The organism is Streptomyces sp. NPDC001222, from assembly GCF_042896945.1.
Taxonomy (GTDB): Bacteria; Actinomycetota; Actinomycetes; order Streptomycetales; family Streptomycetaceae; genus Streptomyces; species Streptomyces gibsoniae.
Genome location: NZ_JBIAXT010000020.1, coordinates 17,003 through 31,730 on the forward strand (window position 1 = coordinate 17,003; position 14,728 = coordinate 31,730).

Below are 14,728 nucleotides of genomic sequence, written 5' to 3' on the forward strand. Positions count from 1 at the left end.
GGGGCTGTCCACCCACAGGGGCAGCCCCGCGCCTCCATGAGGCGCCCGCCTCATACGGGGCGGGCGTTCTCGATTCGGTTCTGGTGCACCCGAAGCTGCATCGTGCTCAGTTCCAGCAACGGGACAGCGAGCCCGAACCCCTGAGCACGTGACACCAGGTCTCCCAGGATCTGCTCGACCTCGGCACTGCGGCCGGTCGCCACATCGCGGTAGAGGGACGAGGTGGCCGACGAGCCTGCCTCCGTGACGGTCGCCAGTGTCTGCCGCAGGGCCGGGGCCGGCACGGGGTGGCCGGCTGCCGCCGCGACGGAGGCGCACTCGTTGACCACGCCTTCGGCGAATGCGCTTCCGCCGGGAACGGCGACGATCTCGCCGACCGCTCCCCGCATCAGGCAGGTCACTGCCCCGACCGCGGCGATGAAGACCCACTTGGCCCACATCTCCGCGTGGATGTCCTCGGACAGACCCGTCGAGAATCCGGCATCGCTCAACGAGCGGTGCAGTTCCCCGAGTCGCGCGGGGGCCGAATCGCCACGAGCGCCGTAGCGCAGGCTCTGGATGTCGGCCAGCCGGACGATCTCACCGTCGGCGTTGAGGGTGGTCGCCACCTTGGCCACGCCGCCCAGCACCGCCTCATCGCCGAACCGTGCGGCCAGGGCATCGATATGACGGATGCCATTGAGGACAGGGACGATCAGGGAGTCCGGACCGACGGCGGGTGCCATGTCGTCGATGGCCTGCTCCAGGCCGTTGGCCTTGACCGACAGCAGGATCACGTCGTAGGGAGTCTCGATCTTCCCGGCCTGCGTCGTGTGCGGGGCGAGTACCGTCCGCTCCCCCAGGCCCACGATCCGCAGTCCGTGTCGGGCCAGGTGCTCCGCACGCTCGGCCCGTACCAGGAAGGTCACCTCCCGGCCGGCCTGGGCGAGCCGGGCCCCGAAGTAGCCCCCGGTCGCTCCGGCACCCACCACCAGGATCTTCATGAGCCACTGCTCCCCTCACCCACGCGCTGACGTGCCGTAGTCCTGCGTACTGCCAGAAGCAATCACGCTACAGCCATTTCTATGGCTGCCTGCATCTCCGCGTTCAAGGCTATGTCAAGCTGGTCACTCTCCCTTGTCCGACATATCTGAAAACTCTACACTTATTTCCACAAGCTCGATTGCGGAGTACGGACACCGGCCTCCGGCCCGGCCCCGCCACGAGGGTCGCGTCGCCTCTCAGGCAACGGCCATGCCGCACCCCACGCGAAGGAGGATCTCCGATGATCATTGACGCTGCCGAACTCGACGGCACTCACGCCTACAAACTGCTGATCGGGAGCATCATTCCGCGCCCGATGGCGTGGGTCAGCTCGGTGTCCCGGGACGGCGTGGCCAACCTCGCGCCCATCTCCTTCTTCACCGCGGTCGGACGCAAGCCGCCCATGGTCTCGATCACCCTGCAGCCGCAGGAGGACGGGGTCACGCTCAAGGACACGTTCGTCAACATTCGTGACACCGGCGAGTTCGTCACCAACCTGGCGACGCTGCCGCAGGCGGACGCCATGCACGGGTCCGCGTTCGCATTCGGCCCGGAGGTGGACGAGTTCGAGGCGCTCGGGCTGGAGAAGGCGCCGTCGGAGGTGGTGCGCGTGCCCCGGGTCAAGGGGGCGCCGATCTCGTTCGAGTGTGTCGTGGACCGCATCATGCCGGTCGGGGACGACGGGGTCGACCATGTGGTGTGGGGCAGGGTGGTGCGCTTCCACGTCCGGGACGACCTGTATCTGGAGCGCGGACGGATCGACACCGCCGCCCTGCCGGCCGTCGGCCGACTGGCGGCCGAGTACACGCTGGTCGACAACGTCTTCACCACGCCTCTGGACAAGGACCTGCTCACGGCCCGGGACGGCCGCCGGATGCGGCGCCTGGACGCCCACCCGGCCGACTGGTCCCCGATCGACACCGGTGAGTGGTCCCCCTCCGGCGCGGTGTCCTCCCCCGGAAAGTAAGGGCTGCCGTCACCGCCACATGCTGAAGCTGCCTACGCGTTCTCGCGCCAGGACTACGTACGCCACGGGATCTCGTCCGGGCACCTCGGCCAAGCATGATCGTCAGAGACGGTCTGTGCAGACGCGGACCGTCAGCCACAGAGAGGATCACCCCATGCCCATGATCGACGTTTACGCGTCCAAGGGGACCATCAAGGACCGGAAGAAGCTGGCCCAGGAACTCGCGCAGGCGATCATGCGCTGGGAAAGGGTTCCCGTCATTCCCTTCTTCACCGACAACACTGCCGCCTTCGTCCATGAACTGGATCCCGATGGTTTCTCCACCGCGGGTGGCGGTGCCGACCACGTACGCGTCACCGTGACCACCAACGCCGGCGCGCTCAACAGGGAGCAGCAGCTCGGCGTGGTCAAGGAGATCTCCGAACTGGTGGCCGCGGCGGCGGGAGACCCTTCCCTCGTCGAGCGCACCTGGGTCGCCCTGACCGAGGCGGTGCCCGGCGGCTGGGGCATCGGTGGACACGCCTACACGAACGACGAGATCGTCCAGCACGTGCGTGAGCTGCTCGGCAAGAGTTGAGCGCAGGCTGTCGGCCGAGTCGGCCGGCCGGTCGTCGAACTGCCGTTGCGAGGCGTCGCACACCCCTCCACGAAGGCATGGCCTGCTCCGGGGGATGCGGGACGGCGTACCGTCACATGAGGTCGGGGGCACGGCGTTCGGCCAGGTCACGGCGCGAGCGGATGCCCAGTTTCCGGAACACCTTCCGCAGGTGGTAGTCGACCGTGTGGACGCTCAGGAAGAGCTGGGAGGCGATTTCGGCGTTGGTGGCCCCGCCGGCCGCCAGATGAGCGACCCGGGCCTCCTGCGGCGTGAGGTCGCTCCGGTGGTCTGCCTCGTTGTGGGTCTCGACCGGGTCACCGGCCGCGGACAACTCCTGTGCCGTGCGCGCCGCAAAGGCGTTGGCCCCCATGCCGTCGAACAGCCCATGGGCGACGCGCAGATGGTGGCGCGCCTCTTTGGCCCGGCGCTCACGGCGCAGCCATTCTCCGTAGACCTGATGGCTGCGTGCCCGGCGGGCGGGACCGCGCGCGGTCTCGTGACGGGCGATGGCCTCCTGGTAATGAGCCTCCGCCTTCGGATCGTCCGCGGCCAGAAGCGCACGGGCACGGGCCAGGTCACCCCGCGTTCCGGGGACAGGCGCGGCGTCGGCGAGGTCGGTCAGCCGGGCGAGCAGCGCGCGGGCTTCGCCGTTCCTGCCGCTGCGTACTGCCGCCTCGACCAGGTCGGCGAGGGCGAACTTGACCTGGAGAGTGTCCTCGATCCGGCCGGCCAGGGCGGTGTACGCCTTGTGGTAGCGCCCCTCGCCGAGGGCGAGGACGCAGCGCGCGTAGTCCCGGAAGATCAGCTGGTATCCCTGTCCGGTGCGTGCCGCATGCTGGGTCACATGCTCGGAGAGCTGGTCCGCGAGGTCGCTCTGTCCGCGCCAGGCGGCGACGAGAAGAGCTCCCAGGTGGAATTCCGAGCCGCGTGCCTCCTCCAGGGCGGCACGCCGATCGAACTGCCGTTCGCATTCGGCGAGGCGCCCCGCGATCATCTCGGCGACCGCCGTGTGGCTCAGCGCCAGCGCCATGGGAATGGCGGCTCCTTGGTGCCGGGCCTCCGCCTCCATGCGCCAGGCCAGTTCGTGCAAGGTGTTGTCGTCCCCGAGCATCGTGGCATGCGAGCATGCCGCCGCCAGCCACTGGAAGAACTCCGGTGCGACGGGCTCCTCCGTCCGGACGACGGCGATGGCGTGCCGCAGCTTGGAGGCTGCGGCCTTCAGTCCTTCGAGATGCAGTGCGGTGTCCCCGTCGAGCACCGCGTCCCCGGTGGTGGGTGTCGCAGCCGACGGGAGCGGCAGGGCGCGGGCCGCTTCCGCCACGGCGCGACGCGTGGCCCCGCGCCGGGGCCAGTGAGGCACTGATCTGCGCCTGCACCAGCGCTTCCACCAGGACGTCGCGAGCCAGGCGGGTGTCGGTCGCCCCCAGGTCCCGGGCTGCTGCCAGGAGAGCCCGGGTGGCGGCGGCCGGCTCCCCCGTGAGGCGGTGGACACGTGCCTGGACACGCTGCACCAGCCCGTTGTAGTGACGGTCGTCCCGATAGACGACGGCCTCGTCCAGCAGCTCCTGGGCACGGCCGGGCAAGCCGGAGACGGCGCCTGCCTCGGCCGCCCCCAGAAGACGGCGCGCCCGCGTCGCTCCGGGGGCGGACAGGGCTGCCGCGCGGGCCAGCAGCGTGGAGCCCGCTGCCCATCCTCCGCCGGCACGGCTGCGTTCCGCGGCGCGCTCCAGTTCGAGCGCGACCGTCTCGTCCGGATCGGTGGCCGCGGCGGAGAGGTGCCAGGCATGCAGATCAGGCGCTCCGAGGTCTGCGGCGACCCCCGCCAGAACCGAGTGCACCGTGGCTCGCTGCGCGAGAGGAACTCCGTAGTAGACGGCGGAGCGAATGAGGGGATGACGGAATCCGACACGATTCCTGATGGTGAGGAGGTTCCGCTCCTCGGCCGCCGCTGCGGCGGCCGCATCGAAGCCCAACCGGGTGCCGGCGCGCCAGAGCACATTGGGATCGCCGGTCGAATCGGCGGCAGCCACGAGCAACAGGGTCCGCGTCCGGGGTGGCAGCGTCAGCACCTCACGGAGATAGGTGCGCTGCAACGCCTGCCCCACGGGCACCGGGTCGGGCAGCGGGGCATGGCCCTTGAGCTGGTCCGCGCTCAGTTCCCTGGCCGCCTCGATCAGGGCCAGGGGGTTGCCGCCGGTCGACGCGACGATCGTCGTACAGACATCGGAGTCGACGGAACCGGACGTCACCGCCTCCAGCAGCAGCGTCGCCGGCTCAAGCGGCAGGCTCGGCACGGCGAGCGTGGGCAAACCGGCGAAGCGGTCCGGGCGGTCGAGCCCGTCGCGCACCGCGAAGACCATCGCGACGGAGTCGGCGTACAGCCGTCGCGCGATGAAGGAGAGCGCCTCGGCGGACTCCTGGTCCAGCCAGTGGGCGTCGTCCACCAGGCACAGCAGCGGGCGCGTGCCGGGACGTGCCGCAAGGAGCCCCAGAGCCGCCAGGGCGACGAGGAAGCGGTCCGGTGCGCAGGTCCGCTCCTGCAGGCCGAAGACGCGGGCGAGCGCGTCACGCTGGGGTGGAGGGAGCTGTTCAAGCTGTGCCACATACGGCCTGAGCACTTGATGGAGGGCGGCGAATCCGAGTTCGGCCTCGGACTCCACCGCGTCGAAGCGCATGACCTCGAATTCCAGGGTCGCCGCCAGGGCTTCGACGTGGTCCAGCAGGGCGCTCTTCCCCGCCCCCGGCACACCTCGCAACACCAGAACCCCGCTCATGCCTTTACTGGCATGATCAAGAACCTCGCGCAACCGGCCGCATTCCTCGTCACGGCCGAACAAACCACCCATGACACGGCCGAACAAACCACCCATCCGACAACCTTAAGCGTTCGGCGGCTCCCGGGGCGGAGACGGGTGATGCCGGCGAAGCCCCACCGGCACGGTGGCCCAAACCTCTGCCTGTCGCTCGCAGTTGCGGATCGACCGCCGGGTGGTGTCGCTGCGGAGGGTGCGGTGGATCAGTCCGCCACGGGTGGTACGTCCCTCTTGAAGTGCTCTCCTCCCCTCGGCAAGCCTCGGGAAGGAGATTCCCGCCTACCTTGCGATGGCGGGGTTGACGCCGTGGAGACGCCTGACGACGGCCCTCCCGGCAGCCGCGATCGTCACGAGGCCGATCCGGTACAGGTGCAAGATGTTCCGGGCTGCGTTCCAGTCGGCGTTGCCGGACCAGCCGCAGTCGGGGTTCGCTGGTGGCCGTGCGCACCTTCGGCGGCCGTCGCGGCGGAGGAGCCGCCGCCCGCCGCCGGTGAACCGCCGCATCCCGCAAGGAAGAGCGACGCGGCGACGGAAAGAACGACGACGAGACCTCGACGTCGAGAAGGCATGACTGACCCCCACGAATCAGTTCACGACACAACAGCAAGAGAAGCCTTACCTCATACGCACTGATTCTGACCTGCGCACACGGGCGACCGGCCTCCTCGGGGGAAGTCGCCGTCCGCTGAGCCGTCAGACAGACGTCACCTTCTCGGAATTGCGGAAGGCGAGCACGGCGACATCGTCGTGGTAACCGGGCCCGAGCCCCAGGAGCAGACTGTCGCAGAAGGCGTCGAGGGGCTGGTCGGCCAGGGTGCTCGCACGCTGCTGCAGGCGGGTCAGGCCACAGCCGATGTCCTCGCCGGGACGCTCGATCAGCCCGTCGGTGTACAGGAGCACCGTGGCACCGGGTGGTACGACGATGTGGGCATCGGTCCTCCGGGGCGGTGGGTCCAGACCGAGGATCGGGGCGTGCCCGTCCTCCAGCAGCTGGGTGGTCCCGTCGGCGAGGGTGAGCAGGGGTGACGGGTGCCCGGCGTTCGTCCACGACAGCGGCCAGCCGGCAGCGTTCGGGGGGTGGAGTCTGGCGATGACGGCCGTCACGAGTTCGACGGAGGTCATCCCCTGCATGACGCGGTCCAGTCGGCACATCACCCCGGCCGGTGTGTCGCCGCTGTCGTAGGCCAGAGCCCGCAGCATGTTGCGGAGTTGCCCCATGCGGACGGCCGCCGTGAGGTCGTGGCCGATGACATCACCGATCACGAGCATGGTCGATCGATCGGGCAGCGTGAAGGCGTCGTACCAGTCGCCGCCCACCTCGGCGCCGGCTCGGGCCGGGGAATACCGGTCCGACAGCCCGACGCCGCGAATCTCGGACAGGTCCGGCAGCAGGGAGCGTTGGAGCTGCTCGGCGGTGTTGCGCTGGAAGGCGTACAGCCGGGCGTTCTCCAGCGCCAGCCCCGCACGACGGCCGACATCGATGGCCAGTTGCTGATCCTCCTCGCCGAAGGGAACCCTGCGGGGGCGGGTCAGGGTGAGTGCTCCGAGGGTCTCGCTGCGGGCCCGCAGCGGGACGATGAGAACGCATCCGGCTTCCAGGACGCGGTACAGATGCTCCTGGACAGCCGCCGGGAATCCCGCGTCCCGTGTGCGGGCCGAAGATCCCGGGACCGCCGGGCCCCCGCCCACGGGGGATCCCGGATCCCGTGTGCGCCCCGGTGCCTCAAAGGCCACCGGGCCCGCACCGCGCAGGACCCGGGCCAGCGGGTCGGCCGAGTGGGCCGAGTCGGCCAGGCCGGGGATCGCCCCTTCTCCCCATGCGCGAACGGCGCGGTCCGGGTCGCGGTGCGTGACGGCGATGCGCCGCACGCGGTCACCGTCCAGCAGATCCACCACACAAGCGTCGGCGAACTGCGCCACCATGCGACGGGAGAGCCGGCGCAGAGCCTCCTCGGCGTCGAGATCGAGGCTGCTGGCCAGGATGACACCGATGTCCGCCAGGAGACGCAGCCTTATGGACCCGGTGCTTCGGGGGGCGGGCCGGCTCGCGGATGCCGCGTCCTTCATCGCATTCATCGCCACGGCCTCGATCGCAGATGGCGAAGGCGGCGCGTCCCCTCACTGCGCCGGGGCTCGGGGCGGGGGCGCACCTGCCTGCGGTCGGCTCGCCCGGAAGCCCCTCCTTCGCGCCGCCGCACCACAGCGGCCGGGTCCGCCACCGTGTACGGGCCGACGGTGGAGTCGCAACGGCAGGAGGGTGCCCGCCGGACCTGCTGGCGGTCGGCAGAGCGCGAGATACGCGTGACGAAGGCCGCCGGAGACACCGGCAGGCGTGTACGGTCGCGATCCACGATCATCATCGCTGCCTCCACTTGGTCGCGCGCCCAGCGGCGCGGTCCGTCGGAGAGGCCATCAGCGGCAGCGTGCACCGCGGTTGAAGGCGAGCCCCATCGCCTCCTTGTCCATGGTGACGGTGGACCGGGCGAGCGTCAAAGCGACGGCGAGGCCGTCACTCCTCGGCAGCCCAGCCCGGGACCGTCGGCAGCACCTTCTCGGCGACGCGGAGCAGCACCGCGTCGTCCGGCACCCAGCCGTCCCTGCGCCACAGGGACACCTCGAAGGAACCGCCATTGTCCTTCGCGTCCTGCGCCACGGTGAGGACGCGGGCCGGAACGCCCGGACCGCTCTGGGCGTCGCTTCCGTCGAGGCGGAAACGGATGCTGATGGTGCGGTCCGAGTAGAGGACTGCCGGGCGGCCCAGAACCGTCCGCTGTCGCGCGCCGTCCCCCAGAAGCCCGGCGGATCCGGCCACCGGAAGACGGTCATAGGTGGCGGAAAACGTCACGGTGTAGGTCCCGAACTCGACCTGGGCCGAGGGCGTCGCCACCTCCTTGCCGCTGCCGAGCTTGACGGAGCCGCCGCTGCCACCGGCGGTCTTCGCGGTCTCCCCCGGCGTACCCAGCAGTTCGGCGAGGTCGGAGCGGTTCAGCGCCTTGCACAGTTGCGCCCCGGAGACGTAGTGAGGCGCCTTCCCGGGCTTTCCTGTCGTCTTCTCGGGCTCCCCGCCAGAGCATGTGGCGGGCCGCGGGTCGCGGTCCGAGGACGCTGTCTCCCTGAACGTCCACAGACCGACGCCCACTGCCGCCACCAGCACCACGGCCGCGACGGCCTGACCCCATGCGTTCGCGCCCTTCACGGGCCCGCCGATCTCGACCGCCATGTCCCCCGCCCGCTGTGATCCCCCGATGCCTGCCCGGGGACCCTAACCCGTGATCATCAGGCGAACACAGCGATTTACTGTCGCCACGGCGCCGACGCCGGCCTCGCCCGGCTGCGGGAGGTTGTGGCCCGGGCTTGGGCGCGGCTCAGGCCGCGACGACGCGGTGACTGCCCGCGGTGGTCTGGAAGCGGGCACGATACGTGGTCGGAGAGACGCCCAGGGTGTGCTGAAAAGCCCGGCGCAGGGACTCCGAGGAACCGAATCCCGCCTGCTGCGCCACTTCCTCCACCGTGTCGCCGCCCTTCTCCAGGAGAACCTGGGCGGCTTCCATCCTCATGGACTCGACGTACTGCCCAGGAGACATACCGATCTCGGTACGGAAGAGCCGTCCCAGATGCCGGGCGCTCACTCCCCCGACGACGGCCAGGGAATCGAGCGTGTGCTCGGCCGAGAGGTCCGCGCCGACGTGGTCCATGACGCGTCGGACCGCCGAGTGCCGAGGCTGCCCCGGAGCCAGTCGGGCGCTGAACTGCGCCTGTCCGCCAGGCCTGGCCATGAACACGACCAGTTGGCGGGCCACGTTGCGCGCCACGTCGGCTCCCCAGTCCTCCTCGACCAGAAAGAGCGCGAGGTCGATGCCCGCGGTGACCCCGGCCGACGTGACGACATGGCCGTCGCGTACGAAGACGGGCTCGCTCTCCACCCGCACCCCGGGGAAGGCCACCGCCAGTTCCCGGGCGAGCTCCCAGTGCGTCGCGGCGCGCCGACCGTCCAGCAGTCCGGTCGCGGCGAGAACGAACGCCCCCGCACAGACGGAGGTCACCCGCTCGGCCCGGTCGGCCAGGTGCGTGACCGCCTCCACCAGGTCCGGGTCGCTGACGGCGGCCCGCCAGTCCCTTCTCCCGGGTACCAGCAGGGTGCCGATCCGACGGGGAAGGGAGGACAGCGGGCCGTTGACGCCGACCGTCAGTCCCGAGGAGGTGACGACGTCGGCGCCGGTGGTCGAGACGACCCGGACGTCGTAGTCCGCGCCGTAGCGGTTGGCCATCGTGAAGACCTCGACCGGGCCGGTGACGTCGAGGAGCTGGACGGCGTCGAAGGCGACGACGGCGACCGTGTGACTGCGGCAAGACACCGGCGGTCCTATTCCTTCCACGGGGATTCGAGAATCGTACGAACGAAGTCGCCCCGCTGGAAGCCCGGGACGAAGTGCTCCAGAACGTCGGCCTTCACATTGCCGAACGTCGTCTCCGGCTTCGGGCGGATGCCGTCGGTGAACGCCTGCAGGATCTGGCGCTTGAAGTCGGGGCGGGGGTGAAGGGCCACGATCTCGGCCCGCTCCGCCTCCGGGATCGCGTCGTATCCGATGCCCAGGACGTCGTACTCCACCCCGGCGGTGACCAGGGCCACCTCCGGCTCCATGAACTCCGGGATCCCGGGCGTGGTGTGCAGGGCGATCGCCGTCCAGACCCGGCGGACGCTGTCCTCCGGGACCCCGTGCGCGTGCAGGAACCGCTTCGCTTCGTCGGCGCTGTCCACCTCGAAGCGGTGGCCGCTGCCGTGGAAGCTCTCGTTCAGGCCCACGTCGTGGAACATGGCGCCGAGGTAGAGCAGCTCCGGATCGAAGCTCAGATCGCGATTGCGTCCCTGCAGGCTGCCGAAGAAGTACACCCGGCGGGAGTGGTGGTAGATGAGCTCGCTCGTGGTGTCACGGATGAGCTCCGTCGCCTCGCGGGCCAGCTTGGTGCGCGGCACGTCCACGTTCGCCACCCTGTTGCTGTCGATCTCCATGGTGTCCGCCTCTCGTCCGTCTGCGGTCGCCGTCCACCCGGCGACGACACCTCCAGCGTGACGCCGAGGGCCGCCGCCGCGCCATGGCGATCCGGACGTGCATCCCACAGATACCGACATGGCGGACGGACGCCCGTCTCGGGTGCGGCTCAGTCGATGAGCACCCCCGGGTTCAGCACCGCGTGCGGGTCCAGTTCCCGCTTCGCCGCCCGGAGCGCGCGGGCGAACAGCGGCGGGCGCTGCCGGTCGTACCAGGGACGGTGGTCGCGCCCCACCGCGTGGTGGTGGGTGATCGTGCCACCGGCGTCCATGATCACGTCGGAGACGGCGGCCTTGATGTCGTCCCACTGGGCGACCTCGGACCCGCGGCGCGCCGGCGCCAGCACCGTGTAGTAGACGGCCGCGCCGTCGGGATAGACGTGGGTGAGCCTGCGGTGCACGGCGGCCGTCCCGCACACACGGGCGGCTGCCTGCTCGGCGGCTCGGCGCACCCGCTGGTCGAACTCCTCGAAGCGATCCCAGGTGACGGCGGTCTCGAAGGTCTCGACGAGGATGTCCGCGGCGACCATCACGTCCCGTAGGTACGGCGCTTGCCGGAAACTGTCCTTCCAGGACCCTTCGGCGCCGGTCGCCACGTGGGACCCCGCGCCGTCCGTCGGGTGCGGTCCGCTGACCCGAGGGGGCGCGAGCGGTGTCCCGCCGTGGGCACGGGCACAGTCCGACGCCTGGGCGAGCAGCGCCTCCTGGTCGGCACGGGCCGATTCGAATCCGACGATCAGCAGGGCGGATCGGCCGTCGCCGGCGCCGTTCAACCGGGCCTCGTCGGCGTCGAGCAGCCTGCAGTTGGCGGGCTGCAGTCCGGAGCGCACGATGGCCCGGGCAGCGCGGGCGCCGTCGGCGAACGTGGGATGGCTCAGGCTCGCGGACGCACGGAAGCGGGGGCGTTCCTGGACCCGGAGCCATGCCTGCGTGACCACGCCGAGGATGCCCTCGGATCCGATCAGCAGCCGGTCGGGGCTCGGCCCCGCCCCGGAGGCGGGCACCCGGCGGCTCTCCCACAGTCCGGCGGGGGTGATCGCCCGCAGGGACTGCACGAAGTCGTCGAGGTGGGTGCGTCCGGTGGCGTAGTGCCCGCCGGCGCGGGTGACGACGGAGCCGCCGACGGTGGCCAGTTCGTACGACTGCGGGTAGTGACGCAGGGTCAGTCCGTGCGGGCGCAGTTGCGCATCGGTGTGCGGCAGGGTGGCCCCGGCCTGGATGCGGGCCGATCCGGAGTCCGTGTCCACGTCCAGCACGCGGTCGAGACGGCCGAGATCGAGGCTGACGGTGCCGGCGTAGCGGTCGTCCACCCGCGGCTCGACGCCGCCGACGACGCTGGTGCCCCCGCCGTAGGGGATGACGGCGGCGCCGGCCTCCTGGCACCAGTCGAGGACCGCGGTGATGTCGTTCTCGTCGCACGGGAAGGCGACCAGGTCCGGGGGGTGCGGGAAGTCCCCGTGGAAGGCGCGCACCACGTCCCGGTACGACTTGCCGTAGGCGTGGGAGGCGCGTTGGTAGGGGTCGGCCGTCAGGAGGCGGGCGAGGCTGTCGGGGATCGCGAGGCGCGGTGCGGGCAGCTCGAGTTCGGCCACGGCCGGGGGTGTGCGGACGTGCTGCGCGCCGAAGCCGAGTATCGAGCGGATCAGGTCGGCCGTCTTCTGTGCCTCGGCCGTCCCGGGCTGTTCGTCCTCGTATCCCCAGCCCCAGAACTTCCTGCGTCGTGCTTCGGTCATGTCGTCCGCCGCTCCCGGTCCGTAGTCGGTGGTGAATGCCTCCTGGACGCGCGCCGGATGAGGCGGTGCGCGCCCGGGGTGCGCCGGTCACGACGGTAGGGCCGGACGGCCGCGGCGTCATTGCCCTGGTCGGCCACCGTGTTGACGCGCGCGGCCGGTCCGGCGTTGACTGTCCGCCATGCGCGCCGCCGCACCGTCCGCCATGCGGGCCGCCGCCTGGCCCACCGTCGCCGCGAGCTACGCACACGCGGTGGCGCACGCCCGCGGGCCGCGAGACGACGGCACTGGGGCGGCCGGCACCACGCGCGGTGCGTGGGTCTCCCCCACGCAGCGGCTTCCCTTCGCGGAGGTCCGGCTGCTGTGGGAGCGGCTGCTCGGCCCGGACGAGGATCCGTACGTGGGCCTCACCGTGGGTTCCTCGCTACGGCCGGCCGATCTGCATGTGCTCGGTCATCTGGTCCTCGCCTCCTCCAGCCTCGCGGAGGCGGCGACAGCGGCGGTCAGTTATCACCCGCTGGTGAGCGAGGCGGGCGTGCTCAGTCTGCACCGCGGGCCCCGGCAGTCGCGGATGGTGTACCGGCCCACGGTGGCCCCTGGCGCGATGCATCCGCAGCAGGTCGAGGCCGTCGTCACCGGCATGGTCACCGCCGCGGGTTGGATAGCGCGCGACTGGGCGCCGGTGTCGGTCGCGTTCGCCCATCGGGCGATCGGCGACCCGGGCGGGTACACGGAGATTCTGCGCTGCCCGGTCGTCTTCGACGCCGCTGAGAACGCGATCACCGTACGCACCGCGGAGCTGGACCGTCCCCGTGCGCTCAGCGACCCGGACCTGGTCGCGCTGCACCGTCGGCACGCGGATGTCCTGCTCGGCGGTCTGCCGGCGTCCGCCACGCTACGGGCGCGGGTGCGCGGGTGGCTGGACCAGGCCGACCTTCTCCGGGTCGGCCCTGAGGACCTGCGGGACGTCCTGTTCCTCAGCCCCCGCACCCTGCGCCGCGCCCTGCGCGAGGAGGGCGCCTCGTGGCGCGAACTCCTGGACGAAGCACGGCACATGCGGGCCCTGGAGCTGCTCAGGACGTCCGATCTGACCCTCGACGGTGTGGCGCGTCAGGTGGGACTGAGCGGAGCGGCCGCTCTGGTACGCGCCTTCACCCGCTGGCACCACATGACGCCCGGCGCCTATCGCCGGCACCACGCCCACAACAGAAGCACGGCACACTCGCAGAAGCCTCCGCCCTGACACGCGGCGAGCGTGCGTGCCGGGCGTCAGCGAGCCGGGCGCCCATTCGAAGCCCTCAGAGGTTCGGGGGCAGCACCGGGCGCCCGCTTCAGGAAGCTGCCCTGGAGTCGGCCGGACGTCGCCGGAGCGACGGCGTGGTGAGCGACGGCGGAGCCCAGACACCGTCCGGGGGGTACACGTCGGTTCCTGGCGGCACGATCTCGTCGATCCGGTCGAGGACGGCGTCGTCCAGCATCACGGACGTGCCCTTGAGCGTGTTCCGCAGCTGCTCCATCGTGCGCGGGCCGATGATCACCGATGTGACGGCCGGATGCGCGAGTGGGAAGGCGATGGCCAGCTCAGGCAGCGAGCAACCGACTTCCTCGGCCACGGCGACGAGTTGCTCGACCACCTCCAGCTTCGCGACGGTGCGCGGCGCCGACGGATCGAAGCGGGCGGGGTTCAGGGTGGGACGTCCGCTGCTCAGATCGAGAGCCTGGCCCTTCCGGTAGCGGCCGGTCAGGAACCCCGAGCCCAGCGGGCTCCAGGTGAGCACCCCCATGCCGAGCCGTTGCGCGACCGGCAGCACATGCTTCTCGATGCCTCGGGCCAGCAGCGAGTAGGGCGGCTGCTCGGTGCGGAACCGCTGGAGCCCGCGGCGGTCGGCCACGTGGTACGCCTCGACGATCTGCTCCGCGGGGAACGTGGAGCAGCCGAACGCTCTGATCTTGCCCTGGTGCACCAGATCGGTCAGTGCGGAGAGCGTCTCCTCGATGTCGGTCGTGTGGTCCGGCCGGTGCACCTGGTACAGGTCGATCCAGTCCGTTCCCAGCCGTCGCAGGCTCTCCTCCACCTCTCGGACGATCCAACGCCGGGAGTTTCCGCCCCGGTTGGGGCCCTCGCCCATGGGGAAGTGGACCTTGGTCGCAAGGATCACATCGTCGCGGCGGTCCTTCAGCGCCTTGCCCACGATGGTCTCCGACTCACCGGCCGAGTACATGTCGGCGGTGTCGATGAAGTTGATCCCCTCGTCGAGCGCGGCATGGATGATGCGCACGCACTCGTCGTGCTCGGCATTGCCCACGGAACCGAACATCATCGTGCCGAGGCAGTACGAGCTGACCTCGAGGCCGGTCCCGCCCAGAATGCGATGGCGCACTCAACTCTCCCTTGAATGCTGCTCCGTTGGGAATACCGGAACTCTACGAGTTGGAGTCCGCTCCAGGGCAAGCATGGCCCTGCCCCGGGGTCCGCCGGAGCGAAACACCGCGGCGCAAGGCAGGCGCCTCGGCGCGGTCACCACGCCGCCCGAAGTCCGGCGGGAG

Annotated in this window: 11 protein-coding genes, 2 pseudogenes and 1 riboswitch; of the genes and pseudogenes, 3 read left to right on the plus strand and 10 right to left on the minus strand. The window is 70.7% G+C overall.

The window, feature by feature from the left end; genetic code table 11:
- Positions 1-50 precede the first annotated feature (50 nt).
- On the minus strand, positions 51-983 hold the full coding sequence (locus ACFY2Z_RS24935) for a ketopantoate reductase family protein (protein ID WP_390746318.1): 933 nt from the start codon (positions 981-983) through the stop codon (positions 51-53).
- Positions 984-1,264: 281 nt separating this feature from the next.
- On the opposite strand from ACFY2Z_RS24935, the gene ACFY2Z_RS24940 reads away from it, so the two are divergent.
- Both ACFY2Z_RS24940 and ACFY2Z_RS24945 read left to right on the plus strand, forming a co-directional pair.
- Positions 1,265-1,990 carry a flavin reductase family protein gene (locus ACFY2Z_RS24940; RefSeq protein WP_390746319.1) on the plus strand — a complete coding sequence of 242 codons (726 nt, stop codon included), beginning with the start codon at positions 1,265-1,267 and terminating at the stop codon, positions 1,988-1,990.
- Positions 1,991-2,150: 160 nt separating this feature from the next.
- Positions 2,151-2,567: a 4-oxalocrotonate tautomerase family protein gene (locus tag ACFY2Z_RS24945; RefSeq protein ID WP_390746320.1), complete on the plus strand. Its 417-nt coding sequence runs from the start codon at positions 2,151-2,153 to the stop codon at positions 2,565-2,567.
- Between the two features lie 112 nt (positions 2,568-2,679).
- Here the strand turns inward: ACFY2Z_RS24945 and ACFY2Z_RS24950 are convergent, their stop codons facing one another.
- The 8 genes and pseudogenes from ACFY2Z_RS24950 to ACFY2Z_RS24985 all read right to left on the minus strand — a co-directional run bounded on the left by ACFY2Z_RS24950 (position 2,680) and on the right by ACFY2Z_RS24985 (position 12,184).
- Complete coding sequence (locus ACFY2Z_RS24950; protein WP_390746321.1) at positions 2,680-3,909, minus strand: LuxR C-terminal-related transcriptional regulator; 1,230 nt, start codon at positions 3,907-3,909, stop codon at positions 2,680-2,682.
- A gap of 1,066 nt (positions 3,910-4,975) precedes the next feature.
- A pseudogene (locus ACFY2Z_RS24955) lies at positions 4,976-5,458 on the minus strand (AAA family ATPase); the annotation flags it as partial.
- A 222-nt stretch (positions 5,459-5,680) separates the two neighbouring features.
- Positions 5,681-5,830, minus strand: a pseudogene (locus ACFY2Z_RS24960) (RNA-guided endonuclease TnpB family protein); the annotation flags it as partial.
- Positions 5,831-6,094: 264 nt separating this feature from the next.
- Complete coding sequence (locus ACFY2Z_RS24965; protein ID WP_390746433.1) at positions 6,095-7,477, minus strand: PP2C family protein-serine/threonine phosphatase; 1,383 nt, start codon at positions 7,475-7,477, stop codon at positions 6,095-6,097.
- A gap of 320 nt (positions 7,478-7,797) precedes the next feature.
- Positions 7,798-7,865, minus strand: a riboswitch (Fluoride riboswitch).
- A 45-nt stretch (positions 7,866-7,910) separates the two neighbouring features.
- The gene (locus tag ACFY2Z_RS24970; RefSeq protein ID WP_390746322.1) at positions 7,911-8,621 is read right to left on the minus strand and encodes a DUF6215 domain-containing protein; all 711 of its coding nucleotides are present in this window, start codon (positions 8,619-8,621) and stop codon (positions 7,911-7,913) included.
- A 145-nt stretch (positions 8,622-8,766) separates the two neighbouring features.
- On the minus strand, positions 8,767-9,756 hold the full coding sequence (locus tag ACFY2Z_RS24975; protein WP_390746323.1) for a GlxA family transcriptional regulator: 990 nt from the start codon (positions 9,754-9,756) through the stop codon (positions 8,767-8,769).
- An 8-nt stretch (positions 9,757-9,764) separates the two neighbouring features.
- On the minus strand, positions 9,765-10,412 hold the full coding sequence (locus ACFY2Z_RS24980; protein WP_390746324.1) for an HD domain-containing protein: 648 nt from the start codon (positions 10,410-10,412) through the stop codon (positions 9,765-9,767).
- Positions 10,413-10,561: 149 nt separating this feature from the next.
- Positions 10,562-12,184: an FAD-binding oxidoreductase gene (locus ACFY2Z_RS24985; RefSeq protein WP_390746325.1), complete on the minus strand. Its 1,623-nt coding sequence runs from the start codon at positions 12,182-12,184 to the stop codon at positions 10,562-10,564.
- 178 nt (positions 12,185-12,362) lie between these two features.
- On the opposite strand from ACFY2Z_RS24985, the gene ACFY2Z_RS24990 reads away from it, so the two are divergent.
- Entirely contained in the window at positions 12,363-13,424 is a 1,062-nt protein-coding gene (locus ACFY2Z_RS24990) for an AraC family transcriptional regulator ligand-binding domain-containing protein (RefSeq protein ID WP_390746326.1), read from the plus strand.
- Positions 13,425-13,512: 88 nt separating this feature from the next.
- Here the strand turns inward: ACFY2Z_RS24990 and ACFY2Z_RS24995 are convergent, their stop codons facing one another.
- Positions 13,513-14,562, minus strand: coding sequence for an aldo/keto reductase (locus ACFY2Z_RS24995; protein WP_390746327.1), 1,050 nt, complete (start codon positions 14,560-14,562; stop codon positions 13,513-13,515).
- Positions 14,563-14,728 lie beyond the last annotated feature (166 nt).